This is a genomic window from Cellulomonas sp. HZM, from assembly GCF_000708885.1.
GTDB lineage: Bacteria > Actinomycetota > Actinomycetes > Actinomycetales > Cellulomonadaceae > Cellulomonas.
This window is the reverse complement of record NZ_JEOE01000007.1, coordinates 58,571-83,991: the sequence shown is the minus strand read 5'-3', so window position 1 is coordinate 83,991 and position 25,421 is coordinate 58,571. Positions and strand designations below refer to the sequence as shown.

Annotated in this window: 18 protein-coding genes; 13 read left to right on the top strand and 5 right to left on the bottom strand. The window is 73.1% G+C overall.

Translation table 11 applies throughout. The annotated features are described in order from the left end of the window. The first annotated feature begins 153 nt into the window (after positions 1-153). The 5 genes from AW16_RS17575 (at position 154) to AW16_RS0106085 (ending at position 10,840) form a co-directional block, all read left to right on the top strand. Positions 154-6,360 carry a glycoside hydrolase domain-containing protein gene (locus AW16_RS17575; protein WP_197021568.1) on the top strand — a complete coding sequence of 2,069 codons (6,207 nt, stop codon included), beginning with the start codon at positions 154-156 and terminating at the stop codon, positions 6,358-6,360. 91 nt (positions 6,361-6,451) lie between these two features. Then, the gene (locus AW16_RS0106100) at positions 6,452-7,798 is read left to right on the top strand and encodes a sensor histidine kinase (RefSeq protein ID WP_034648187.1); all 1,347 of its coding nucleotides are present in this window, start codon (positions 6,452-6,454) and stop codon (positions 7,796-7,798) included. Between the two features lie 23 nt (positions 7,799-7,821). Then, positions 7,822-8,484 carry a response regulator transcription factor gene (locus AW16_RS0106095; protein WP_029289028.1) on the top strand — a complete coding sequence of 221 codons (663 nt, stop codon included), beginning with the start codon at positions 7,822-7,824 and terminating at the stop codon, positions 8,482-8,484. Between the two features lie 70 nt (positions 8,485-8,554). After that, the gene (locus tag AW16_RS0106090; RefSeq protein ID WP_051681707.1) at positions 8,555-10,237 is read left to right on the top strand and encodes a cation:proton antiporter family protein; all 1,683 of its coding nucleotides are present in this window, start codon (positions 8,555-8,557) and stop codon (positions 10,235-10,237) included. Between the two features lie 39 nt (positions 10,238-10,276). After that, positions 10,277-10,840: a hypothetical protein gene (locus tag AW16_RS0106085; protein ID WP_029289024.1), complete on the top strand. Its 564-nt coding sequence runs from the start codon at positions 10,277-10,279 to the stop codon at positions 10,838-10,840. A gap of 4 nt (positions 10,841-10,844) precedes the next feature. Here AW16_RS0106085 and AW16_RS0106080 read toward each other — a convergent pair whose 3' ends face one another. Then, positions 10,845-11,465 (bottom strand): alpha/beta fold hydrolase, encoded by a 621-nt coding sequence (locus AW16_RS0106080; protein WP_231495963.1) that lies wholly within the window; start codon positions 11,463-11,465, stop codon positions 10,845-10,847. A gap of 207 nt (positions 11,466-11,672) precedes the next feature. Between AW16_RS0106080 and AW16_RS0106075 the strand changes: the two genes are divergently transcribed. Then, entirely contained in the window at positions 11,673-14,348 is a 2,676-nt protein-coding gene (locus tag AW16_RS0106075) for a phosphoenolpyruvate carboxylase (protein ID WP_231495962.1), read from the top strand. Between the two features lie 70 nt (positions 14,349-14,418). On the opposite strand, the gene AW16_RS18345 is transcribed toward AW16_RS0106075, so the two are convergent. Then, on the bottom strand, positions 14,419-14,586 hold the full coding sequence (locus tag AW16_RS18345; RefSeq protein ID WP_156044065.1) for a hypothetical protein: 168 nt from the start codon (positions 14,584-14,586) through the stop codon (positions 14,419-14,421). A 77-nt stretch (positions 14,587-14,663) separates the two neighbouring features. On the opposite strand from AW16_RS18345, the gene AW16_RS17570 reads away from it, so the two are divergent. Together AW16_RS17570 and AW16_RS0106060 are read left to right on the top strand one after the other, a co-directional pair. Continuing rightward, positions 14,664-15,293 carry a helix-turn-helix domain-containing protein gene (locus tag AW16_RS17570; RefSeq protein ID WP_081861488.1) on the top strand — a complete coding sequence of 210 codons (630 nt, stop codon included), beginning with the start codon at positions 14,664-14,666 and terminating at the stop codon, positions 15,291-15,293. Further along, a complete protein-coding gene (locus tag AW16_RS0106060; RefSeq protein WP_051681705.1) occupies positions 15,290-16,573 on the top strand; it encodes an MFS transporter in 1,284 nt (427 codons plus the stop codon). The genes AW16_RS17570 and AW16_RS0106060 overlap by 4 nt, the downstream gene beginning before the upstream one ends. Here AW16_RS0106060 and AW16_RS0106055 read toward each other — a convergent pair. Further along, positions 16,555-17,994 (bottom strand): DEAD/DEAH box helicase, encoded by a 1,440-nt coding sequence (locus AW16_RS0106055; RefSeq protein ID WP_029289018.1) that lies wholly within the window; start codon positions 17,992-17,994, stop codon positions 16,555-16,557. The genes AW16_RS0106060 and AW16_RS0106055 overlap by 19 nt on opposite strands. Before the next feature lie 204 nt (positions 17,995-18,198). On the opposite strand from AW16_RS0106055, the gene AW16_RS0106050 reads away from it, so the two are divergent. The 3 genes from AW16_RS0106050 (at position 18,199) to AW16_RS0106040 (ending at position 21,747) form a co-directional block, all read left to right on the top strand. Continuing rightward, positions 18,199-18,828 (top strand): hypothetical protein, encoded by a 630-nt coding sequence (locus tag AW16_RS0106050; protein WP_029289017.1) that lies wholly within the window; start codon positions 18,199-18,201, stop codon positions 18,826-18,828. 64 nt (positions 18,829-18,892) lie between these two features. After that, positions 18,893-19,840 carry a VOC family protein gene (locus tag AW16_RS0106045; protein WP_029289016.1) on the top strand — a complete coding sequence of 316 codons (948 nt, stop codon included), beginning with the start codon at positions 18,893-18,895 and terminating at the stop codon, positions 19,838-19,840. 113 nt (positions 19,841-19,953) lie between these two features. Continuing rightward, the gene (locus tag AW16_RS0106040) at positions 19,954-21,747 is read left to right on the top strand and encodes a hypothetical protein (protein WP_029289015.1); all 1,794 of its coding nucleotides are present in this window, start codon (positions 19,954-19,956) and stop codon (positions 21,745-21,747) included. Between the two features lie 37 nt (positions 21,748-21,784). Here the strand turns inward: AW16_RS0106040 and AW16_RS0106035 are convergent, their stop codons facing one another. After that, positions 21,785-22,333 (bottom strand): GNAT family N-acetyltransferase, encoded by a 549-nt coding sequence (locus AW16_RS0106035; protein WP_029289014.1) that lies wholly within the window; start codon positions 22,331-22,333, stop codon positions 21,785-21,787. 109 nt (positions 22,334-22,442) lie between these two features. Between AW16_RS0106035 and AW16_RS0106030 the strand changes: the two genes are divergently transcribed. Continuing rightward, the gene (locus AW16_RS0106030; RefSeq protein ID WP_029289012.1) at positions 22,443-23,219 is read left to right on the top strand and encodes an LLM class F420-dependent oxidoreductase; all 777 of its coding nucleotides are present in this window, start codon (positions 22,443-22,445) and stop codon (positions 23,217-23,219) included. On the opposite strand, the gene AW16_RS0106025 is transcribed toward AW16_RS0106030, so the two are convergent. After that, positions 23,194-23,667: an SRPBCC family protein gene (locus AW16_RS0106025; RefSeq protein WP_034648184.1), complete on the bottom strand. Its 474-nt coding sequence runs from the start codon at positions 23,665-23,667 to the stop codon at positions 23,194-23,196. The genes AW16_RS0106030 and AW16_RS0106025 overlap by 26 nt on opposite strands. Positions 23,668-23,692: 25 nt before the next feature. Between AW16_RS0106025 and AW16_RS0106020 the strand changes: the two genes are divergently transcribed. Continuing rightward, positions 23,693-25,372 carry a metallophosphoesterase gene (locus tag AW16_RS0106020; protein ID WP_081861487.1) on the top strand — a complete coding sequence of 560 codons (1,680 nt, stop codon included), beginning with the start codon at positions 23,693-23,695 and terminating at the stop codon, positions 25,370-25,372. Positions 25,373-25,421: the final 49 nt, after the last annotated feature.

Here is a 25,421-nt window from a genome sequence, read left to right as displayed (position 1 = left end):
CACTCCTGCTCAGATCCATCAGGTACTGTCCCGCCCATGACAACGTTGTCGTACGAGGCATCAGCCCCTCGACGCCCCCGCCCGACCACTCGCGTCAGCAGCTCCCGACGGATCGCCCTGCCGACCGCCTTCGCCCTCGTGGCCTCCGCCCTCGTGGCACCCCTGGCAGCCCCGGCCCACGCCGCGGCCGCCGAGCCCACCACGGACTTCACCCAGATCGTGAACCCGTTCATCTCCACGCAGGACGACTACGGGCAGGACGGCCCGGGTGCGTTCACGCCGCACGGTCTGGCGAAGATCACGCCGCTGACCGGCTCGCGCAACCACGTCGGCTACAACTACAGCTCGAGCACGTTCCAGGGCTTCACGTCGACGACGCTCGACGGCGTGGGTGCGGCCGGCGCCGGCGGTGACTTCCTCGTCGTGCCGACGTACCAGACCTACACGGCCCGCCCGTCGACGAGCAGCTACAACAAGACGTTCTCGCACTCGGACGAGAAGGCGGAGCCGGGCTACTACCAGGCGCGCCTCACCGAGGGGTCGAACAAGATCAACGCCCAGGTCGCCGCGGACACGCGCACCGGCGTCGAGGACTACACGTTCGAGAACGCCGGCAAGGCGTCGCTCGTCGTCGACCTCCAGAACAACTTCGGCAGCCGCCAGGGCGCGACGCTCAAGGTCGGAAAGACGTCCGACGGTCGCACGACGCTGTCCGGTGCGCTCAAGGGCTACTTCTACAACTCGGCCTACACGCTCTACTACTACGCGACGACGACGGTCCCGACCTCGTCGTACAGCACGTGGGGCTCGGCGGGCCTGACCGCGTCGAAGGCGACGCAGGACGGCACCGACATCGGTGCCGTGCTGTCGTTCGACGTCGCCGCGAACACGCACGTCGGCCTCAACGTGACGCTGTCGCCGATCAGCCCCGAGCAGGCTGCGCGCGACCAGGCCGCGGAGATCGGCGGCAAGAGCTTCAGCGACGTCCGCGCGGACGCCACGAAGCAGTGGAACAAGGCTCTCGGCGCGGTCGAGGTCCAGGAGGGCGCCGACGACGACCTGTCCGGCGACCTGAAGACGCAGTTCTACACGCACCTGTTCCGCATGAACGCCTCGCCGCTGAACGCGACGTCGACCGACGGGACCTACCGCGGCATCGACGGCAAGATCTACGAGGCCGACGGCTACACGCACTACGACTCGTGGTCTCTGTGGGACGACTTCCACAAGTACTCGTCGATCGCGTCGATCTACCCGGCGGACTACCGCGACATCGCGCAGTCCCTGGTCGACCTGTTCGCCGAGACGGCGAACTCGGGCTCGAGCTCGGTCGGCAGCCTCATGCAGTCGGTGCCGACCGTGCGCTGGGAGCGTGCGGCGGTGATCGTCGCCGACGCGATCAACAAGGGCGCCGACCTCAAGGGCCTCGACGTCGCGTACCCGGCGCTCGTGAAGGCGTCGAACGGCAACTACAGCTCGACGAACGAGCAGCTCGGCTTCATCTCGGGCTCGGTCGCCGACACGCTCGGCACCGCGTACGACGACTGGGCCATGTCGGTCGTCGCGACGAAGCTCGGCAAGACCGCGGACGCCGCGAGGTTCCTCAAGCGCTCGACGAACTACACCAACCTGTTCAACAAGGACGCGCTCAAGAGCAACCCCCAGGCGCTCGCGTCGGGCACCGGTGTCGAGAACGTCGGCCTGCTGATGCCGCGTACGGCGAGCGGATTCACCGCGAACGTCGACCCCGAGGTGTTCGAGGCGTCGGGTGCCGGTCTCTACCAGGGCACGCTCTGGCAGTACAACTGGTACGACGCCCAGGACATGGGCGGCATGGTCGAGCTGATGGGCGGCAAGTCGGGCGCCAAGACGGCGCTGAGCTACCTCTACGGCGAGCAGGCTCCGAACGACTGCACGCGCATGCTGCACCTCAACTCCAACGAGATCGACCTGCACTCGCCGTACCTCTTCAACTACGTCGGCGCTCCCGACCGCACGCAGTACTGGTCGCGCAGCATCCTCACCACCGCGACGTGCCAGCGCTACGCCGCGGCGAAGGACTCGAGCAGCGGCTCCGAGGGCCTCAACGGCAAGGGTGAGTACACGACGCCGCAGAAGCTCAAGGCGTACCAGAACAGCCCCAAGGGCTTCCTGCAGACGATGGACAACGACGCCGCGACCATGTCGTCGGTGTTCGTCGGCGGCGCGCTCGGCCTGTTCCCGGTCACGGCGGGCGCCGACTCGTTCCAGATCGGCTCGCCGATCTTCGAGAAGGTCACGCTGCACTACCCGGGCGGCAAGGACTTCGTCATCGAGGCGAACGGCACCAACGCCGACAACCTCTACATCCAGGACGCCTCGCTGAACGGTCACGCGCTGAACCGCACGTGGGTGACGTACGACGAGATGATGGCCGGCGGCACGCTGCACTTCGACATGGGCTCGACCCCGTCGCAGTGGGGCACCGACAGCCCGATGGCGTACTCGATGAGCGACGAGGTCCCCTCGTCCGTCTACGACCCCTCGAGCACGGTCGTGACGGCGACGCAGGTGTTCGCCGAGTCCGACGTGAACGACGGCTCGATCGGCAGCTCGATCTCCGTGTCCGTGACCGGCGCGACGTTCGCGGGTGAGGTCGGCGACGACCTGACCTCGCAGGTCACCGCTACGGGCCTGCCGACCGGCCTCGCCGTGAAGGCGACGAAGACCGGCGCGAGCACGCTCGACCTGACGCTCACCGGCAAGGCCGCGAGCCACCTGGTCGACGACTCGACCGACGGCCTCGTCGTGACGCTCGGCGAGGGCGCGTTCACAGGGACAGCCCCGAGCGCGGCAGACCGTGCGCTCGCGCTCAAGGTCCGCTTCGCGGGCTACGGACTGACGCCCAGCACGACGACCGTCACGGCCGACGCGCACGGCAAGGTCGACGCCAGCGTGGACCTCACGCTGGCGGGCGGCGCGACGTTCACCGGTGCCACCGGCTCGGCGCTGCCGGCGCAGCTCCCGGGCCTCGACGAGGGCGTCCACGCCGTCGTCACGAAGACCGGCGCCACCACGGCGACCGTCGCCTTCACCGGCAACCTCTCGGGCACGTCGACGACCCACTTCACGCTGCTGCTCACCGACGCCGCGCTCTCGGGCGCGACGGCGGCGCAGATCAGCGGTCCGGGCCTCACGGCGATCGACCCGTTCACGCTGGGCCCCGCGTCGACGACGCGCGCGGACCTGCAGGCGATGTACGACGACGCCCGGCTCATCACGCTCGGCAGCTACTCGCCGTCGTCGTTCGCGACGCTGACCTCGGCGGTCTCCGGGGCGAAGGCGGTCCTCGCCGACGCCGACGCGTCCGAGTACGTGCTCGCCCAGGCGCTCGCCAACCTGCGTGCGGCGGTCGACGGGCTGGCCATCGGCGACGACGGCTACCGGCTGCTGCAGGGCGAGGGCTACGACCTGTGGTCGGGCGGCTCGCTCAAGACGGAGAGCGGCGGCTCGGGCACGGTCCTGGCCGGCGTCTCGCCCGACTCGTGGATCGCGTACCGCGGGCTCGACTTCACGGACGCTTCCCTGAAGTCGGTGCTGATCAGCTACTCGCACAACCCGGGCTCGGCCTCGGGCAGCTCCAAGGTCGAGATCCGCACGGGATCGGCCGCGGGTCCGCTCGTCACCACGATCTCGCTGCCGACGACCGGTGCCTGGACGACGTTCTCGCAGGTCACGCACACGTTCACGGCCGACGAGCTGACGGCGCTGGGCGGCGTCAACGACGTCTACCTGGTGTTCCGGGGGACCGCCGACAAGGCGTGGGTGGCGAACGTCGACTACCTGCAGTTCCAGGCGGAGTCGTCGGGCACCGACGTCTTCACGTACAAGCAGCTCACGCCGAACAACGTCTCGACGATGCACTCGGGGCTCGGACGTGACGGCTCGGCGGGTGCGTACACGAACTTCGGCAACACGCACAACGAGGAGTGGGCGGGCTTCGCAGCCGTCGACCTCGGCCCCAACGGTGCGGACACGCTGACGTTCTCCTACGACAAGCCGACGGACAAGTCGACCGACAACAGCTGGATCGACATCCGCCTCGGCAGCCCGAGCGGCACCACGGTCGCGTCGAGCCCGATGCTCGCGTACACGGGCACGGGCTGGAACCACTACGCGACGCAGAGCATCGCGGTGAACCCGGCGGTGTTCACGGGCACCAAGGACGTGTACGTCGTGTTCCGGATGGACAAGACGCACACGTCAGGCGCGCCGTACGTCGGCAACTTCGCGTGGTTCCAGTTCGGCGACTCGACGGCCACCGCCGTTCCCACGGGCAAGACGGTCCAGCTCGAGTCGATCCGCACGGGCTACGGGATGCTCAACGCGGCCGACTCCGGCCTCGTCGACGGCACCGACTTCTCGGGTGCCGACCTCAAGACCGAGGCCGGCAGCGTCAACGGCCAGCTCGCCGGGACCAAGAACGGCGGCTGGGTGCGGTACGGCGTGGACCTGGGCTCGCACTTCGCGACGACGTTCAGCGTCCGCTACGACGCGCCCTCGACGAAGGTCGTCGACGGCCGGCTCGAGATCCACGTCGACTCGCTCGACGCACCGGCGCTCACCACGGTGGCGCTCCCGTCGACCGGCTCGGGCTGGGGCACGTACTCCACGGCGACGGTCGCGCTGCCGTCGGAGATCACGGGCTCGCACTCGATCTACGTCAAGCTGCTCAGCACGCCGGACACCGACCACCCGTACGTCGGCAACCTCGACTGGTTCTCGTTCGGGTACGGCGCGGACAAGGCGGCGCTGCGCACGCAGATCGCCGGCGTCTCGGACATCGAGGCGCACCCCGAGCGCTACATCGCGGCCGAGCTGGCCGTGTTCACGCGGGCGCTGGCCACGGCACGCACCGTCGCGACGACCACCGACGCCACCGCGTCGCAGGTCGCCAAGGCGCTGCGTGACCTGAAGCTCGCCGCGCAGCTGCAGTGGAAGGTCGTCAAGCAGGTCGCCGACCAGCTCGCAGCGGCGGCACAGCTCGACGAGGCGGACTACTCGTCGGCCTCGTGGGCCGCGCTGCAGGACGCCGTGAGCACCGCGCAGGCGCTCGACGACCAGAGCACCTTCGAGGCGTACCAGTCGGCCTACGCCGACCTGGTGCACGCGATCGCCGCGCTGCACGCGCCGTACACGACGTCGCTCACCGCGCCGTCGTCGGTGGACCCCGGCACGCCGGCGGAGCTCACGGGCTCCGGCTTCGAGCCGGGCGAGGTCGTGACGTTCACGTGGACGACGACCCCGGCACCCACGGCGGCGTGGACGGCCAAGGCCGACGACGCGGGCGCGGTGACCACGTCGGTCACGCTCCCGCGGGCCACGGCCGACGGCTCCTACGGCGTGAGCGCCCTGGGCGCCACGTCCGCGGTGCCGGCCACGGCCACGCTCGTCGTGCACAAGGTGATGCGGGCGTCGACCACCTCGTTCCTCGCGGTGCCGACGCAGGCGACGCAGGGCGACGTGGTGCCGGTCTCGGTCGGCGTCACCGCCGGGGCCACCGGCACTGTCACGCTGTACGACGGCTCGGCGGTGCTCGGAACGGCCACGCTCGGCTCCTCGTCGTCGGTCGCGTTCTCGGTGCGCTCGCTCGCCGTGGGCACGCACTCGCTGACGGCGCGGTACTCGGGTGACGCCTGGTACGCGGGCAGCTCGTCGGCTGCCGTCAAGGTGACCGTCAAGGCGAAGCCGCCGGTGCCCGCCAAGGTCACGGTGTCCGCACCCGTGCTGAGCAAGGCGTCGCAGGCCTACGGGTCCGTGACGTCCAAGCGGGCGACCGTGAGCGCGACCGTCAAGGGCGCGACGAGCGGGAAGGTCACGTTCAAGGCCGGCTCCAAGGTGCTCGGCACGGCGTCGGTCGTGCGCAGCGGCAGCTCCTACAAGGCGACGCTGCGACTGCCGTCGACGCTCAAGGTGGGCACCTACAAGGGCCTGACCGCGACCGTCGTGAGCGGCTCGACGAAGGCCACCTCGCCCACGTCGGGTGCGACCTTCAAGGTCGTCAAGGCCACGACCTCCAAGGTCACGGTCAGCGGCAAGTCGTTCACCAAGGGCACCAAGCCCAAGGTCACGGTCAAGGTCGCGACCCTGTCCAACGGCCAGGTCGCCACGGGCAAGGTCCGCGTCTACGTGAACGGCAAGGTCGTGAAGGCGGTCTCGCTGAGCTCGAAGAGCAAGGGCAAGGTCAGCGTGACGCTGCCGAAGAAGTACTCGTCGTCGATCAAGGTCAAGGCGACGTTCGTGCCGAAGTCCAGCTCGACGGTGACTGGCAAGTCGTCGAAGACCGTGAAGATCACGGCCAAGAAGGCGAAGAAGAAGTAGCGGTGCGGCCGACGACGACGGGGGACAGCCCCCGTCGTCGTCGGCGGCCCACGCCATACCTGGGCGCCGCACCGCGCACCAGGCTGGGAGCATGAACCTCGTGGCTCCCGAACGTCCGGCCCCCGCCCGCGGCGGCTTCTTCTCCTCGCGCACCTGGCGAGAGCTCGGCTACCTGTGGGTGGTCCTGCTGCTCTCGCCGTTCGCGCTCGCGTACGTGATCCTGGTGCCCTCGCTCGCCGCGGCGCTGGTCGTGACGGTCGTCGGGCTCGTGGTCGTCGGGTGGCTGGTCGTCGGTGCGCGGTGGTGCGGCGGGCTCTACCGCGGGCTCGCTGCGAACCTCCTGGGCGACCAGGTCGCGACGCCGCCGCCGTTCGTCCGCCGCGGCAGCTTCTTCCGCACGCTCGGTGCGCTCCTTACCGACGCGGCGGGCTGGCGCGCGCTCGCGTACATGTTCATCAGCTTCCCGCTGGCGATCCTCGCGGCGGTGACGTCCACGACGTTCCTCGCGACCGGCCTGGGCGCCGCCACGCACTGGCTGTGGTCGCGCTGGCTGCCCCTGCAGGAGGCCTCCGACGGGACGATGCACCGGGGCGCGAGCTTCGGCACGTCGTACTTCGTCGACACGCCGTGGCGGCAGGCCGGGCTTGCCGCGGTGGGCGTCGTGCTGCTGCTCGTCGTGTGGCCGCCGCTCACGCACGGGTTCGCGCGCCTGTTCGCGGCGCTCACGCGCGGACTGCTCGGCCCGACCGCCGGCTCGCTGCGGGTCGAGGAGCTGCGGCGCTCCCGCGCGGCCAGCGTCGAGGACGCCGATGCGCGGCTGCGCCGGATCGAGCGGGACCTGCACGACGGCACGCAGGCCCGGCTCGTCGCGGTCGCGATGCAGCTCGGCGAGGCGCGCGAGCAGCTCGCCGCCGGGGGAGACCCGGCCGTGGCCGCGCAGATCGTCGACGCGGCGCACGCGTCGGCGAAGGACGCGCTCGGCGAGCTGCGCGAGATCGCGCGCGGCATCCACCCGGCGGCGCTCGACGCGGGCCTCGCGGTCGCGCTCGAGACGCTCGCGGCACGCGCGCCGCTCCCGGTCGAGCTCGACCTCGACGCGTCGGTGGGGGCTCCCGGCGCGGTCGCGCCCGCGGTCGCGTCGGTCGCGTACTACACCGTCGCCGAGCTCGTCACCAACGCCGCCAAGCACTCCGGCGCCCGGCGGGTGGGCGTGCGGGCGCGGGTCTCGGACGACGTGCTGCGGATGAGCGTCGACGACGACGGGCGCGGCGGCGCGGTCGTCGTGGCCGCCGCCGACCGCGACGAGGCGGGCGCCCGCACCGGGCTGGCCGGCCTCGAGACGCGAGTGCGGGGCGTCGACGGCACGTTCGACGTCGCGAGCCCCGCCGGCGGGCCTACGGTGGTGACCGTGACGCTGCCGGCCCGGACCACCTCGTGACGTCCGCACCCGCCGGCCCCGCGCTGCGAGTCGCGATCGCCGAGGACTCCGTGATCCTGCGTGACGGGCTCGTCTCGCTGCTCACCCGTCGCGGGTTCGAGGTCGCCGTCGCGGTGGGGGACGGCGACGCGCTCGTGCGCGCCATCACGTCGTCGGCCGCGGCCGACGAGCTGCCCGACGTCGTCGTCGCCGACGTGCGCATGCCCCCGACCCACACCGACGAGGGCCTGCGTGCCGTCCTCGCGCTGCGCGACGCGCACCCGACGCTTCCGGTGCTCCTGTTCAGCCAGTACGTGGAGACGCGGTACGCGGCACGGCTGCTCGCGGGAGACCCGCGCGGCGTCGGGTACCTCCTCAAGGACCGCGTGGCCGACGTGCGCGACTTCGTCGAGGCGCTCACCCGCGTCGCGGACGGCCAGACCGTGCTCGACCCCGAGGTCGTCGCCCAGCTCATGCGGGCGTCCGCGCGGCCGGCGGCCCTGGACAGCCTCACTCCGCGCGAGGGCGAGGTCCTCGATCTCATGGCGCAGGGGAGGTCCAACGGCGCGATCGCCGAGACGTTGTTCCTCTCGTACGGCGCGGTCGAGAAGAACGTCGCGCAGATCTTCACGAAGCTCGGCCTCGAGCAGGACCCGGCCGACCACCGCCGGGTCCTGGCGGTGCTGCGCTACCTCGACGGCCGCTGAGCGCGGGGGACCCGGCCGCGCCCGCAGCAGGCAAGATGGGACCCACGCCCCGTCGACGTGAGGAGCCCCTGTGGGTCCAGCCGCCCTGTACATCGGAGCCGCGCTCGCGGGCGGGTTCCTCGCGGTGCTGCTGCGGCTGCCCCCGCTCGTCGGCTTCCTGGTCGCGGGCTTCGCCCTCGGCGCGGCGGGCGCGCCGGACCTGCCCTACCTCGAGCCCATCGCGAACCTCGGCGTCGTGCTGCTGCTGTTCGCGATCGGGCTCAAGCTCGACGTCCGGACGCTGCTGCGGCGCGAGATCTGGCTGACCACCGTCGTGCACCTCGCGATCAGCGTCGGGATCGCGGTCGGGTTCCTCGGGCTGCTCGCGGTCGTCGGGTTCGCGCTCGTCGCCGGCCAGTCCTTCGGTGCGCTCGCCCTCATCGGGTTCGCGCTGTCGTTCTCGTCGACCGTGTTCGTCGTCAAGGTGCTCGACGACCGCTCCGACACCACGTCCCTGTACGGCCGCATCGCGATCGGTGTGCTCGTGATGCAGGACGTCGCGGCGGTCGTGTTCCTGTCCGTGGCCGGCGGCCACGCGCCGAGCCCGTGGGCCCTGCTGCTCGTGCTGCTGCTGCCCGGCCGGTGGGTCCTGCACCGGATCTGGGACCGCGTCGGGCACGGCGAGCTGCAGGCGCTGTTCGGCGTCGCGGTGGCGGTCGTGCTCGGCTACGGCCTGTTCGAGCTCGTCGGGATCGACGGCGACGTCGGCGCGCTCGTCGTCGGCGTGCTGCTCTCGTCGCACCCGCAGGCCACCGAGCTGTCGCGCTCGCTCATGACGTTCAAGGACCTGATGCTCGTCGCGTTCTTCGTCGAGATCGGGCTGCACGGCACACCGCACGTCGCGGAGATCGGGGTCGCGGCGATCGTCCTGCTGCTGCTGCCGTTCCAGGTGGCCGCGTACGCCGTGATGCTGTGGACGATGCGCCTGCGGCGACGGACCTCGTTCCTCGCCGGCCTGGTGCTGTCGAACTACTCCGAGTTCGGGATCATCGTGGTCGCCGTCGGGGCGAGCAACGGCCTGCTCGACGAGCAGTGGGTCGTGATCGTGTCGCTCGCGGTCGCCTTCTCGTTCGCGCTGTCGTCGATCGTCAACCGTCGCGGCGTCGAGCTCGCCACGAGGCTCTCGCGCCTCCTGCCGCGGCGGGACAGCGACCGGCTGCACCCCGACGACCGGCTCGTCGACATCGGTGAGGTCGACGCCGTCGTGCTCGGGCTCGGGCGCGTCGGCTCGGCCACCTACGCGCGGCTGCGCGACGAGTACGGGCTGCAGGTCGTCGGTGTCGAGCACGACGCGACGCGTGTCGCGGCGCTCGAGGACGAGGGCTTCGAGGTGGTGCGCGCCGACGCGACCGACCTCGAGTTCTGGGCGCGTGTGCACCGCGCGGGCCGCGTGCGCATCGCGGTGCTCGCGATGCCGTTCCACAACGCCAACCTCATCGCGCTCGCGCGACTGCAGGCCGCGGGCTTCACGGGCAAGGTCGCGGCGATCGCCCGGTACGACGACGACGTCGCCGAGCTGCAGCGGCATGGCGCCGACGCGGTGTTCCACCTCTACGGTTCGGCGGGCTCGGCGCTCGCGGACCACGCGGCCGCGGTGCTCCTCGGAGGCGGTCGCGGCGACCGTCGTGCCGGACCTGGCGGCCACCGGCCGGCACGGCCCGGCGAGGAGCTCGACGTGCTCGAGCCGCTCGAGCGGGGTGAGCAGCGCCCGTAGCGGGTGGCGCCCTGCGACGACCGGACTAGCATCCGACGAATGGGGGCAAAGCTGACCGCCGGCATCCTCACCGGGACGCTCGTCGTCCTGGCGGGGAGCGCGGTCGCGGCGGCGCAGACGCTCGGCGAGCAGTCGGTGGGGCGCGGCGAGAGCGCGGCGGCGCGGTTCGCGCAGGCACGCAGCGCGCAGGTCGCCCGGTGGCTCGACCCGCCCGACGACGAGTCGTACTCCGGCACGCAGCTCGTCGCGGCCCTGCTCTACGCGCGGGCTGCGGGCGACGGTGCGGTGGTGCTCGAGCTCCCCGAGGGGGTGTCGGGATCGCTCACGGCGACGCCGGTGCGGTGGAGCGGCCGCACGACGAGCGCGGGCGGGGCCCGCATCACGGTGGCGATCGCGTCCGACGTCGCCGTGCACCGCTCGACCGGCCTGTTCCACACCGGTACGCCGACGGCGGACGACCCGGTCGCCGCGAGCGGGCGAGCGACGCGGTGCTACTCCTACGCGGTGGTCGGCGCCGACGTGGAGAGCATGCGCCCGGTCCCGTGCCCGGCGCACGGCGAGGCGATGAAGGCCCCGACCGCGGCGGCGCTCGGCGCGAAGTGACGCGTCAGGCCGCGCGCAGCTCGTGCAGCGCGTCGAGCAGCACGCGGTTGAACGCGACCGGTGCGTGGCTGTTCACGTCGTGGCCCGCACGGGGGACCACCGTCAGACGCGTGCCCGGACGCGCCTCGAGGTAGCGGCGCTCGTCGAGCCGCAGCGGGTCGCGCGCGCCGTTGACGAGCCACACGGGCACGTCGAGGCCCGGCAGGTCGGTCAGCGGTGAGTAGCCGTCGAGGGCACGCAGCATGTCCTCGACGACGTGCCACGAACCGCGCCCCAGGCCCAGGCGCCCGACGACGTACGACGACGCGCGGCGGTAGGTCGACAGCGGCTTGCCCTTGATCTCGGTGCTGCACCCCGCCAGCAGGACGCCCGCCAGCGCGCCGGGATGCGTGCGCGCGTACGCGAGCGAGGCGTAGCCGCCCAGCGAGAGCCCGACGAGCAAGGGGGGTGTGCTGCACGACGCCACCGCATCACCGATCGCCGCGTCCGCGCCGGCCATCGAGAACCGCTCGCCGGACCGTTCGCCGTGCCCCGGCAGGTCGATCGCACGCGTCTCGTGGCCCCGGCGGTGCAGTGCGTCCACCTGCCGGCCCCAGATCGCGGAGGACGTGCGCGTGCCGTGCACCAGCACGATGGGGCGGGGTTCGATGACGACCTCCGGGGCAGGCGAAGCGGCGAATGTAGCCCACGATGCTGGGAACCGCCTGGGTGCCTGTGCTCGTACCCGCGACCGTGCCGCGGCCGTGCCGGCGCGGCCGACGAGACGCGGCTCACAGTGCCCACCGCCTGGACCGCCTGGGCGGCGACGACCGAGGTGGCCTACTTTGAGCCCGTGACAGCACCTCTGCCGCCCCGCGACTTCCCCCGCGTCCGAGCCAGCCACGAGGTCCCCGAGCCCCTGCGCAACGACGTTCGCGTCCTGGGCGAGTTCCTCGGGCGCGTGCTGGCCGAGGCCGGCGGGGACGACCTGCTCGCCGACGTCGAGCGCCTGCGCGAGCTGGCGATCCACGCGCACTCCGACCCGTCGAGCGATGCGCTCGCGCAGGCCGAGGAGCTCGTCGGCGGCTTCACGCTCGAGCGGGCCGAACAGGTCGCGCGCGCGTTCACGTGCTACTTCCACCTGGCCAATCTCGCCGAGGAGTACCACCGCGTCCGCGTGCTGCGCGAGCGCGAGGCGCAGGTCGCGCCCGACCGCTTCGCGCCCGACGACTCGCTCCCCGCAGCCATCCAGCAGCTCGAGGACGAGGTCGGCAAGGACGTCGCCCGCACGCGCCTGCAGGAGCTCGAGTTCCGGCCCGTGCTCACGGCGCACCCCACCGAGGCGCGTCGTCGCGCGGTGTCGCGCTCGATCCGCCGCATCTCCGAGCTGGTCGCCGAGCGCGACGTGCGCAACATCGGCGGCATGTCGCTCGCGGAGAACGACCGCCGGCTGCTGTCGGAGATCGAGACGCTGTGGCGCACCGCGCCGCTGCGGCAGTCGAAGCCGACGGTGCTCGACGAGGTCCGCACCGTGCTGTCGATCTTCGAGTCGACCCTGTCCGACGTGATGCCCGCGGTGTACCGCCGCCTCGACGACTGGCTGCTCCAGGACGCGGCGGGCACCACCGCGCCCGTCGCGCGCCCGTTCGCGCGGCTTGGCTCGTGGATCGGCGGTGACCGCGACGGCAACCCCAACGTGACCGCCGAGGTGACGCGCGCCGCCGCGCTCATGGCGTCGGAGCAGGCGCTCGTCGCGCTCGAGGCGTCGGCACGCCGCACGGGTGAGGGACTCACGCTCGACGGCACCGGCACGCCGGGGTCGAGCGAGCTCAACGGGCTGTGGCAGCGTCAGCGCTCGCTCTCGGACGAGGTCGCGGCACGCGCCGGCGCCGAGTCGCCGAACGAGCCGCACCGTCGCGTCGTGCTGTTCGTCGCCGAGCGCATCGGCGCGACGCGTCGTCGCGACGCCGACCTGGCGTACGCGAACCCCGACGAGCTGACGGCGGACCTGCTCGTCGTGCAGCGCTCGCTCGCCGAGGCGGGGGCCACGCGTTCCGCGTACGGCGACCTGCAGCGGCTGCTGTGGCAGGTCGACACGTTCGGCTTCCACCTCGCCGAGCTCGAGGTGCGCCAGCACTCGCAGGTGCACGCCGCGGCGCTCGCGGACCTCGAGAAGAACGGGGTGGACGGCGAGCTCGAGCCCCGCACGGTCGAGGTGCTCGACACGTTCCGCGCGCTCGGGCACGTGCAGCGCAGGTTCGGCCCCAAGGCCGCGCGTCGCTACATCGTCTCGTTCACGCAGTCGCCTGAGCACCTCGCCGCCGTCTACCAGCTCGCGGACTACGCGTTCGCGGGCGCCGACGAGCGGCCCGTGATCGACGCGATCCCCCTGTTCGAGACGTTCGCCGACCTCGAGGCCAGCGTCGACATCATGGAGGCCGCGCTCGAGCTCGAGCCGGTGCAGCGACGGCTGGCGCAGAACGGTCGACGGGTCGAGATCATGCTCGGCTACTCGGACTCGTCGAAGGACGTCGGACCGGTCTCGGCGACGCTCGCGCTCGACACGGCGCAGGCGAAGATCACGGCGTGGGCGCAGCGGCACGGCCTCGTGCTGACGCTGTTCCACGGGCGCGGTGGTGCGCTGGGCCGCGGTGGCGGCCCGGCCAACCGTGCGGTGCTCGCGCAGCCCGCTGGGTCGGTGGACGGCCGGTTCAAGCTCACGGAGCAGGGCGAGGTCATCTTCGCCCGGTACGGCGACCCGACGATCGCGGCGCGGCACATCGAGCAGGTCGTCGCGGCGACGCTGCTCGCGGGCACGCCGTCCGTCGAGCGTCGCAACACCGAGGCGACCGAGAAGTTCACCGAGCTCGCCGCGCGCCTCGACGTCGCGTCGCGCACGCGGTTCCACGAGCTGGTGCGCGCCGAGGGATTCCCGCAGTGGTTCGCCGAGGTGACGCCGCTCGAGGAGGTCGGCCTGCTGCCGATCGGCTCGCGTCCCGCGCGGCGTGGCCTGTCCGTGTCGTCGCTCGACGACCTGCGCGCGATCCCGTGGGTGTTCTCCTGGTCGCAGGCGCGCATCAACCTGGCCGGCTGGTACGGCCTGGGCACGGCGCTCGAGTCGGTGGGCGACCTCGCGCTGCTGCGCGACGCGTACGCGCACTGGCCGCTGTTCGCGACGATGATCGACAACGTCGAGATGTCTCTCGCCAAGACGGACGAGCGGATCGCCGCGCGCTACCTGGCGCTGGGGGACCGCGACGACCTCGCGGGGCAGGTGCTCGACGAGATGACGCTCACGCGCCGCTGGGTGCTCGCGATCACGGACTCGGACGCGGTGCTCTCGCGCAAGCGGATCCTCGGACGCGCCGTGCAGCTGCGCTCGCCGTACGTCGACGCGCTCTCGCTGCTGCAGCTGCGCGCGCTGCGGGGGCTGCGCACGGGTGACGCGGTCGAGCAGGCCGACGACCTGCGCCGGCTGCTCCTGCTCACCGTGAACGGCGTCGCCGCGGGCGTGCAGAACACCGGCTGACGCTCACCGTCAGCGCTCTCCGAGGGCTCGTCGCCGTGCGCGACGGGCCCTCGGTGCGTCTTCGGCCGCGTCAGCCGGCCGGCGAGATCACCGCAGGCAAGGTGCCCTCGCGCAGGCCCCCGAGGACGGCCAGCTCCTGCGGCACGACGGGGTCGGGGAGCGCGTCGAGCGGGAACCAGCGCAGGTCGGCGGCCGTGTCAGGCTCGCGCAGCGGCGGCTCCCCGATCCAGCGCCGCACCTCGAAGTAGACGAGGTGGCCGTCGTCCCACCGCCCCTCCGCAACAGGTCTTGTGAAAGCACAAGAACCATTGCACAATGACTGTTGTGAATCGCGACGACGTCTTCACCACCAGTGATCCCGAGGCCCTGCGCGCCCTGGCGCACCCGGTGCGGCTCGAGCTCCTCGACCTGCTCGACGAGCACGACGAGCTCACCGCCTCCCGCGCCGCCGAGCTCACGGGCCAGACGGTCGGCAACTGCTCGTTCCACCTGCGGACCCTCGAGCGCTACGGGTACGTGGAGCGTGCCGAGCGCCGGGGGACCGCCTGGCCGTGGCGCGCGCGCTCGCGCAGCCGGCAGATGCGCGGCGACGAGCACGACCCCGCGTCGATGCGGGCCGCGGGCCGGCTCGCGGGGCTGACGCTGCGGCGCGAGGCGGAACACATCGCGGGGATGTTGGAGGGTGCGACCTCGCTCCCCGAGGGGTGGGTCGACACCGTGCTCGTCGCCCGCTCCGGCTTCTGGGCCACACGCGACGAGCTCGCGGAGCTCTCTGGGCAGATCCAGCAGCTCACCGCTGCGTTCGAGGGTCGTGACGACGAGGCGGCGCGACCGGACGGCGCGGTGCGCGCGCGGCTCCTCGGGGTGCTGACGCCTGAGCTCGGCACGCTCGACGGCCCGACCGGCCATGACAGCCGGGGCCGCGACGCGGAGCACGAGCAGTGACCGGCCGCCGCGAGGGGCCGCTCGTCCGGCCGGCATTCCGGCGTCTGACTGCCGCGTGGGTGTCCACCAACCTCGGCGACAGCGCGCTGTACCTGATGGTCGCGGTGTGGGCCAAGGACCTCACCGGTTCCGACGCGCAGGCCGCCCTCGTGTTCGTCGTGCTCGGGCTGCCGGCGCTGTGCGCGCCGTTCCTCGGCCAGCTCGTCGACCGCGTGTCCCGGCGCACCGCGATGATCGTCGTCGACCTCGCGACGGCGACCGCGCTGCTGGCCCTGCTCGCGGTGCACGACGCGTCGCGCGTGTGGGTGCTGTACACCGTGACCTTCCTGTACGGGTGCGCCGGGTACGCGACGGCCGCCGCGCAGTCCGGGCTGCTTCGCGACATGCTCCCGGACCAGGAGCTGGCCACCGCGAGCGGCATGTTCACCACGATCGACCAGGCGCTGCGCCTCGTCAGCCCGCTGGCCGGGACCGCGCTGTACGTCGCCGCCGGACCGCATGCCGTGGTCGTGCTCACCGCTTCGACGTTCGTCGTCGCGGCCGTGGTGCTGGCGACCGTCCGGGTCGCCGAGTCCCGGCCGGAGCGCGCTGAGGGCGAGGGGTACTGGTCGTCGCTCGCCGCCGGGGTGCGGTTCCTGCGGTCCGAGCCGGTGCTCGCTCGGCTCACGCTCGTGCTCGCGGTGGGCTTCGGTATCACGGGGCTGTCCAACGTCGCGATCTTCCCGGTGCTCGACCAGGACCTCGGCGTCGGCGCCTCCGCGCTCGGGGTCGTCGTGCCCGTGCAGGGTGTCGGGGCCGTGGTGGGAGGGCTGCTCGCGGCGCGGGTCGTCACGCGCGTCGGGGAGCGGGCCACGGTCGTGCGCGGCGTGCTGGTGCTCGCGGCGGGGATGCTCGTGATGCTGGCGGTCACGCTCGTGCCGCTGCCCCGGACGGTCGCGCTCGTCGTGCTCGCGGCGGGCCTCGCGGTCGCCGGGCTGGGGATCCCCTGGGTCGTCGTCGGCGCGTCGACCTACCGGCTGCGCGTGACTCCCGCGGACCTGCAGGGCAGGACGTCGGCCGCGATGAACGTGGCGTTCAACCTGCCTCAGACGCTCGTCACGCTCGTCGGGGCCGGCCTGCTGGGGGTCGTCGACCACCGCGTGCTCGTCGCGGTCGCGGTCGTCGTGCTGGTGGCCGCGGCCGTCGTCGGTCGGGCGCCCGTCCGTGGCGAGTCGCTCCGGGGATCCCCGGAGCGGCCCGCCCCCGTGGACGGGCCGACTGCTCAGGCCGTACGGGGCTGACCGCCGCGTCCGCGGCCGCCACGGCGACGACGCGGGCGACCCGAGCCGCCCCCGGCCGACGTGCCCTCGGCACGCGCCTGCGCACCTGCGCCCGCCGCACGGGGCTGGGTGCCGTTCGAGGACGAGGTGTGCGTCCGGCCGATCGCCGGGCGCGACGAGCCCTGGGCCCGCGAGCCACCGACCGGGCGCGAGCCCACCGGCTTCTTGGGCGCGCGCTGCACAGGGGCGGCGACGGGCGCGGGCGGGACGTGCGCCGCGACCTCGCCGACGAGGGCCGTCAGCACCGCGTCGCCGGGCACCACCGCGCGCGGCTGCGCCGTGATCTTGGCCGCGCGCGTGAGGGAACGGATGTCGGCCCGCTGCTCGGGCAGGACGAGCGTGACGACGTCGCCGCCCGAGCCCGCACGCGCCGTGCGCCCGGACCGGTGCAGGTACGCCTTGTGCTCGGCGGGCGGGTCGACGTGCACCACGAGCTCGACCTCGTCGATGTGGATGCCGCGCGCGGCGATGTCCGTCGCGACGAGCACCTTCACGGCACCCGACGAGAACGCCTCGAGGTTGCGCTCGCGAGCACCCTGCCCGAGGTTGCCGTGCAGGTCCACCGCGGGGATTCCCTCGGTGGTGAGCTGCTTGGCGAGCTTCTTGGCGTGGTGCTTGGTGCGCATGAACAGCACACGGCGGCCGGTCCCGGCGGCGAGCTGGCGCACGACGGCCTTCTTCGCGTCGGCGTCGCGCACCTCGAGGATGTGGTGCGTCATCGTCGTGACCGGCGAGGCGGCGGAGTCCACGGAGTGCTCGACGGGGTTGCGCAGGTAGCGGCGCACCAGCACGTCGACGCCGTTGTCCAGCGTCGCCGAGAACAGCAGCCGCTGCGTGCCGGCCGGCGTGCGGTCGAGCAGCCGCTTGACGACGGGCAGGAAGCCGAGGTCGGCCATGTGGTCGGCCTCGTCGAGCACCGTGACGCGCACGTCGTCGAGCGTGAGCAGCTTCTGGCCGAGCAGGTCCTCGAGGCGCCCGGGGCACGCGACGACGATGTCGACGCCCGCGTCGAGCGCGGTGACCTGCCGCGACTGGGCCACACCGCCGAAGATCGTGGTGGTGCGCAGGCCGACGGCCGCGGCGATCGGGGCGACGGTCGCGTCGATCTGCGTCGCGAGCTCGCGCGTCGGGGCGAGGACGAGGGCACGGGGCCGGCGCGGTGCCACCCGGCGGGCCGGCTGCTCGGCGGCGAGCCGTGCGACGAGCGGGAGCGCGAACGCGAGCGTCTTGCCCGAGCCGGTGCGGCCGCGGCCGAGCACGTCGCGTCCGGCGAGCGAGTCGGGCAGCGTGGCGGTCTGGATGGGGAAGGGGGCGGTGATGCCGCGGTCCGTCAGGGGGCGGACGAGGGCGGCGGGCACGCCGAGGTCGGCGAAGGTGGTCACAGGAAAGGGCCTCTCGGGCTGGGTCGGGATCGCCGCGCAAGCATCCGAGCCGTCCGTGAGGGCGGGGGTCGGGCGATCTCCACGACGCGGGGCGCTCGCTGTCGGCGGCGCACCCGGGGACCCCGAGTGTCTCACACATGGGATGACCCGCGCGTCCCGGGCACGGTCCGGGGTGCCGGGGCGTGCCGCGCCTACGCTGGGGCCGTGAGCGACACGGGGTACGGCGACTTCGAGTTCGAGCGGCGCTTCTGGGTGCGTGACCTGCCGCTGGACGTGCTGGACTCCTCGCCGACGCTCATCGTGCAGAGCTACTTCCTGGCCGACGAGGGCTTTGCGATCCGGCTGCGCGCGCAGACGTCGGCCGGTGCGGTCGTGCTCGACCCCGGGCTCGCGCCACTGGACGTGCTCGACCGGTACGCCGACCAGGTCGACTTCTGTGCGATCACGCTCAAGGGGCCCATGAACTCGGGCACCCGGTACGAGGTCGAGCGCGAGGTCGACGTGCTGGTCGGGATCGAGATGATCCGGAGGGGCGGCGCGCGCATCGTCAAGACGCGGCACGCGGCGTGGCTGGGCGACGACGGCTGGGTGATCGACACGTTCGGCGGGGCCAACGCGCCGCTCGTGATCGCGGAGGTCGAGCGGGGCGGGCCGGTGACCGACCTCGCGATCCCGTCGTTCTGCGAGACCGAGGTCACGGAGGACCCGCGGTTCTCGAACGACGCGCTCGCGGGCCGGCCGTACGGGCTGTGGGCCGACGAGTTCGAGTCCGAGCTCGCAGCGCGCGGGCCGAGGTTCCTGCGCGGGCTGGGGCACAACCACCGCGTGGACTGAGCCGGCGCGGTCGGACCGGCAGGACTCCGGAATAAAGTTGAAGCCTCAACTACTTGAGGTGATCATGACGACCGCACCCACGCCCGGACAGGGCGCCCCCGAGACGCTCGCACCCGACGCCGTCGCCCGTGCGCACGAGAGCATCGCTGCCGGCACCGGCATGGACGCCGTGACGCTGCTCGTCGGCGACCTCGACCGCCAGCTCCGGTTCTACCGCGACGGGCTCGCGCTCGAGGTGCTCGACCGGCCCGGCGACCGCTTCGAGGACGGTCCGGCCGTCGTCACGCTCGGCCGGGGCGGTGTCCCGCTCGTCGTGCTGCGGCACACCCCTGACCTGCCGCCCGCCGGTCGCGGCTCGGCGGGTCTGTTCCACACGGCCATCCTGTTCGACGACCAGGCCGCACTGGCCGCGACGCTCGCCTCGGTCGCGCAGCGCGAGCCCGGCTCGTACGTCGGCTCGGCCGACCACCTCGTCTCGCTCGCGTTCTACCTGACCGACCCCGAGGGCAACGGCGTCGAGCTGTACTGGGACCGCAGCAGGTCGCTCTGGCAGCGGGCGGACGACGGCACGGTCGTCATGGATGCGCTGCGCCTCGACCCCAACGCGTTCCTTGCCGAGCACCTGGACGAAGGGCTGCTCGCGGGCCCGCAGAGCGGAGACGCCGTCGTCGGGCACGTGCACCTGCAGGTGGGCGACGTGCCCACCGCGCGGGCGTTCTACGTGGACGCGCTCGGGTTCGACGTGCAGGCGCAGTGGCACGGAGCTCTGTTCGTCTCCGCTGGCGGCTACCACCACCATCTCGCGATGAACACGTGGAACTCCGCCGGTGCAGGTCCCCGCGCGTCGGCGCTCGGGCTCGGCGAGGTGCGCATCGTCGTGCCGACGAGCGACGACCTCGGTGCGCTCGCAGCGCGCGTCGCGCACGCCCGGGTGCCGGTGTCCGACGACGGCGCGACCCTGCTGTTCGAGGACCCGTGGCGCAACGTGGTGAGGGTCAGCGCCGCCGCCTGATCCCGCCGCGCGGCCGACGCCCGTTCGCCGCGACGTCCTCACACCGACATAGGGTGGCTCGGCGACAGCAGCCGAGCAGGGGAGGGCGAGTGCCGACGACGCGGTGGAGGCTCGTGACCGGTGCGGTCACGGCGATGGCCGTGGCGGCGGGGCTCGCGGGGTGCACCTCGGACGAGCCGTCGGCCACCCCGACGGTCGACGTGCCGGTCTCGACGTCCGGCGCTTCGAGCACCGCGGGCGGTGCCCCGTCGTCCGAGCCCGCATCGTCCGCGCAGACGTCCTCCGCGCCAGGGTCGTCCGCTGCGCCGACGGGCCCGGGAACGGTGGTGTCGCTCGTCGTGCGCGCGCCCGACGCCGTGACGACCGTTCTCGACCGCGACCCGGCGCCGGCCGCTCTCGAGGCGTCGCGTGCGGTCGTCGTCCACGCGCCCGTGGTCGTCGTCGCACCCGCCGGCGACGAGGCCGCTCAGCTCACCGCCGCGAGTGCCGCGGTGCGCATCGGTGCCCCTGTGCTGCTGCGCGGGGGCGGTGTCGACGACGCCGACCTGCGGACGGAGCTGGGTCGCGTCGGGGCGGAGCGCGCGCTCGTGGTCGGGTCCGCGAAGCACGCACAGCTGCCCGTGCCGGTGACCGAGGTCCCGGCCGGCGCGGGGCGCGACGAGCTCGCAGCCGCGACCGGTGCGCAGTTCGGCGACGTGCGCGTGGCGGGGCGCGGCAACGACGCGGTGGCGCCCGTGGCCGGGCTGGCGCCCGACGGAACCGCGGTGCTCGTCGCGTCGAAGCACGCCGCCGAAGCGGCCGGCGCACCCGCCCCCTCGTCGTCCGCCGATCCGGGTGCCGCACGCCTGCCGGAGCCGGGACCCCGTCCCGTCGCACCGGAGGGCCTCGTCGCGCTGACCGCGCGTGACGCACCCGTCGCCGCGCTCGCGACGCTGCGCGCCGCCGGTGTCCGCGTCGTCGACTGCGCCGGTGGTGACCCGCGAGCGACGCATGCGACGGTCGCCGCGATCTCCGCGGCTGCCCCCGCGAGGGTCGTCGCGCTGGGATCGGGGTTCGGCGCTCCGGACGTGCTCGGTGCTCGCGTGGCGACCGCTCGCACGGGTGTCGAGCTGCCCGGCGGCGGCCAGCTCGTGTTCCCCGGCGGGGACGGCAAGCGGTACGTCGCGCTGTACGGCACGCCCGGCAGCAAGGCGCTCGGCGTCCTCGGCGAGCAGGGTGTCGCGGCCACCGTGAAGCGCGCCGCGCGGACGGCCAAGCCGTACCGCGCGCTCACCGACGCGACCGTCGTGCCGACGCTCGAGATGATCGCGACGATCGCGTCGGCCGGGAAGGGCGACGACGGCGACTACTCGCGCGAGCGGTCGGTGCGCGAGCTGCGACCCCTCGTCGACGCCGCGGCACGCGCGCACCAGATGGTGGTGCTGGACCTGCAGCCCGGACGTGCCGACTTCCTCGACCAGGCGAAGCGTTACCAGTCGCTGCTCGAGCTCCCGAACGTCGGGCTCGCGCTCGACCCCGAGTGGCGCCTGACCAAGCACCAGAAGCCGCTGCAGCAGATCGGGTCCGTCAAGATCGGCGAGGTCAACCGTGTGGTCGACTGGCTGGCCGACCTCACGGCCGAGAAGCACCTCCCGCAGAAGATGCTCGTGCTGCACCAGTTCTCGACGCGGATGATCAAGGACCGCTCGAGGCTCGACGTCTCGCACGACGAGCTCGCGATCGTCGTGCACGTCGACGGTCAGGGGTCGCAGCCGGCAAAGGCGGGGACGTGGAAGGCGATCCGCGCGCACGCGCCGCACGGCGTGCACTGGGGGTGGAAGAACTTCTACGACGAGGACCACCCGATGCTGTCGCCCAAGAAGACGTATGCCGTCAGGCCGCAGCCGGACCTCGTGTCGTACCAGTGACGGTGGCGCGCGCCCGCCGTCCTGCGGCGTCGTCGCGCTAGGGCCCGACGACGACCGGCACCGGGGCGCCGAGGTCGACGTCCGGATCGGTCGCGAGGCGCGCGTGCGTCTCGACGTCGAAGCGCTCCGAGCCGTACCGCAGCTTGGCGCGCTCGATGCCCTCGGGGGCGAAGCCCGCGGCCGCGGCGACCCGGCACGACGCGGGGTTGTTCGTCCGGTGCCCGAGCTCGAGCCGGAACAGCCCGAGCGAGTCGAACGCCCACCGGGCTGCGCTCGCGACGGAGCGGCTCGCGAGACCTCGGCCCCGGTACCCGGACGCCACCCAGTACGACACCCAGGCGGTCTGGTGCACGTCGTCGACGTGGCTGACGCGGACGGTCCCGACGGGATGCCCGGCGACCGTGATCGCGAGCGAGAGCGCGGAGTCCGCGCCGGTCGTCGCGCGCAGGTGGCGCAGGCACGCCTCGACGCCGGACAGGTCGGCCCCGCCGACCTGCAGCGCGAGGTCCGGGCTCGACGCCGCGGCTTCCGCCAGGGCGCGCGCGTCGTCGTCGTCCGCGCGCCAGGGTCGAAGGAGGAGGTCCACGTCGACGATCGTCGCACCGTGCTCGAGCCGCGTCGCACCTGGTCCCCGCCGCGCGTCCGCCCGTCGGCCCGGCGCGCACGATCGCCCGCGCGCCGCCTAGGCTCGAACCATGACCTTCCCGATCCGCATCGGTGTCCAGCTCCAGCCCCAGCACGCCGACTACGGCCAGATCCGCGACGCGGTCCTGCGCGCCGAGGACCTGGGCGTGGACGTCGTGTTCAACTGGGACCACTTCTACCCGCTCTCGGGCGACCCGGACGGCAAGCACTTCGAGTGCTGGACCATGCTCGGCGCGTGGGCCGAGCAGACCGAGCGTGTCCAGCTGGGCGCGCTCGTGACCTGCAACTCGTACCGGAACCCGGACCTGCTGGCCGACATGGCACGCACGGTGGACCACATCAGCGGCGGGCGCCTCATCCTGGGGATCGGCGCGGGCTGGTTCGAGAAGGACTACGACGAGTTCGGCTACGAGTTCGGCACGCCGGGCAGCCGGATCGCCGACCTGGCGGATGCGCTGCCTCGCATCCTCGCGCGCTGGGAGAGGTCGAACCCCGTGCCTACTCGGCGCATCCCGGTGATGATCGGCGGTGGCGGCGAGCGCAAGACGCTGCGCGTCGTCGCCGAGCACGCGGACGTGTGGCACTCGTTCGGCGACGTCGACACGCTCGTGCGCAAGAGCACGATCCTCGACGAGCACGGGGCCGAGGTCGGGCGGGACACCGCGTCGCTCGTCGAGCGGTCGGTCGGCGTGTCGAAGCCCCCGCAGGAGGTCGCGGACCCGCTGCTGGCCGCGGGTGCGACGCTGTTCACGATCGGCACGTCGGGACCGGACTACGACCTGTCGCTCGTCGAGAAGTGGGTCAGCTGGCGGGACGAGCGCGCCTGAGCTCGGCCGCGAGCCCGCGCTCGCCCGCGCGCATGACCGCCGCGTGCGACGCGGCGAACGGGCGGGCGAGCAGCGGGCCGACGGCGTTCATCCACGCCAGGGTCGTCACGACGTCCCAGACGATCGTCACCGACGTGCGGTCGGCGTCCGGCCGCAGGGTGACGTCGGCGGTCCCGACGAGATCGCCCGCGGTGGCGATCGTCACCGCGTGCGGCGGCGTCGCTCGCGTCACGAGCAGCCGCAGCCGCAGGCCGTACCCGACGCGTGCGCGGAACGTGACCTCGGCCCGGCTCCCGACGAGCTGCTCGCGCGGCTCGACACGCTCCGCACGGACCCCGGGCCACCACCGGGGCCACGACATCGCCGGGTCGGCGAGGACGGCCCACACGTCGTCAGCGCGTGCGTCCACCGACCACACGGAGCGCAGGTGGTAGTGACGGTGGCGCACGGCGGCGAGTCTAGGCTGGAGGCAGATGAGCGAGCAGACGAGCACCCCGCGGGCGCGTGAGCGCCGAGTGCGCTGGGCCGGGCCGTTGCTGTGTGCGCTCGCGGTGCTGGCGAGCGTCGCCTTCGGCGTGAGCACGGCGAGCGTCGAGGCCAACCTCGGCCCGCACGCCGCGCGGTACGCCATGACCACGGACGACACGGTCACGGTGGACCTCGGGCCGCTCGGAACCCTCGAGGTGGACTCCCCGCTCCCGCTCGACCTGGGCGTGCGCGTCACCGTGCAGGAGATCCCCGAGACGTTCACGCAGGTCGACCAGGCGATGACGCTGCAGGCGTTGAGCGGCGACCTGCACAGCTACGTCCAGCTGTTCTCCGACCCCAAGGCGACCGTCGTGGTGGTGGCCCGGGCGATGGTCCTCGACGCGCTGGGTCGTGCGGTGACGGCGCTCGCCGTCCTGGTGGGCCTCTGGTTCGCGGGCCGTGCGCTGCTCGGGTCGAGCCGTCGGTCGGAGCTCGCGGCGCACGCGCGGGCGCACCGCCGTCAGGTATGGGTGGCGGCGACGGCCGTCGTGGTGCTCGTGGTCGTCGTCGGGGCGGACGGGCACGTCGTCGGCCGGCCCGAGGCGCGTCCGGAGGCGTCGCCTGTGTTCGACGGCACCGCGCTCGAGGGGGCTCGCGTGACCGGGCGCCTCGCGGGGGTCATCGACACCTACGGGGCGCAGGCGCTCGACGCGTACGAGCGCAACCAGGCGTTCTACGCCCGGGCGGACGAGGCGCTCGCCGTGAGCTGGGACCGCACGAGCGCGCAGCTCGCGCAGGCGCAGGACCTGTTCGGGCCCGGGGCCGGCCCGGTCGCGCCCGAGCGTGACGTCCAGACGCTCGTCGTCGTCTCGGACATCCACTGCAACACCGGCATGGCACCCCTGATCACGACGCTCGTGCGGCGGTCGGGGGCGAGCGTCGTGCTGGACGCGGGTGACACGACGATGAACGGCACCGCGGTCGAGCAGTTCTGCGTCGGGGCCATCGCCCGCGCCGTGCCGTCGGGGGTCGACCTGGTGACGTCACCGGGCAACCACGACTCCGCCGAGACCTCGGCGATGTACGCGAAGGCGGGCGCGACGGTGCTCGAGGGCAAGGTCGTGGAGGTCGACGGCCTGCGCATCCTCGGCGACCACGACCCCAACGAGACCCGGGTGGGCGTCGGGACCTCGACCGCCGGAACCGAGTCGGAGGCGCAGGAGACGGCTCGCCTCGCGGACGTCGCGTGCGACGACGACAAGGGCGTCGACCTGCTCCTCATCCACACCCCCTGGGTGGGCGACGACACCCTCGCGCGCGGGTGCGTGCCCGCGCAGGTGTCCGGGCACCTGCACCGGCAGGTCGGCCCCGAGGTCGTCGGGCTCGGCGTGCGGTACGTCAGCTCGAGCACCGCGGGTGCGACGCTGGGCCAGCCGACGATCGGCCCGCTGCACGGCACCGCGGCGATGACGGTGCTGCACGTCGACCGGGAGACGCACCGTGTGCGTGACTACCAGCTGGTGCACGTGCGCACGAACGGGACGGTCGAGGTGTCGATGCCCCAGGAGTGGCCCGCGCTACCGGTGCTGCCTCCCGCGACGCCGCCCGTGCCCGGCGTCCCTGCGCTCGACGTCCCCGGATCGAGCCCGAGCGCGGACCCGACGGGGGCCGGGCAGGTCGGCTGATCGACGGAGCGCCCGACCCGGACGGGGTTCACCCGTGTGGTCGTCGCCC

Excerpts from the sequence above, each read along its gene's own strand:
- AW16_RS0106100 (WP_034648187.1), top strand. The coding sequence starts at position 6,452 with ATGAACCTCGTGGCTCCCGAACGTCCGGCCCCCGCCCGCGGCGGCTTC.
- AW16_RS0106085 (WP_029289024.1), top strand. The coding sequence starts at position 10,277 with ATGGGGGCAAAGCTGACCGCCGGCATCCTCACCGGGACGCTCGTCGTC.
- AW16_RS17570 (WP_081861488.1), top strand. The coding sequence starts at position 14,664 with ATGACTGTTGTGAATCGCGACGACGTCTTCACCACCAGTGATCCCGAG.
- AW16_RS0106045 (WP_029289016.1), top strand. The coding sequence starts at position 18,893 with ATGACGACCGCACCCACGCCCGGACAGGGCGCCCCCGAGACGCTCGCA.
- AW16_RS0106030 (WP_029289012.1), top strand. The coding sequence starts at position 22,443 with ATGACCTTCCCGATCCGCATCGGTGTCCAGCTCCAGCCCCAGCACGCC.
- AW16_RS0106020 (WP_081861487.1), top strand. The coding sequence starts at position 23,693 with ATGAGCGAGCAGACGAGCACCCCGCGGGCGCGTGAGCGCCGAGTGCGC.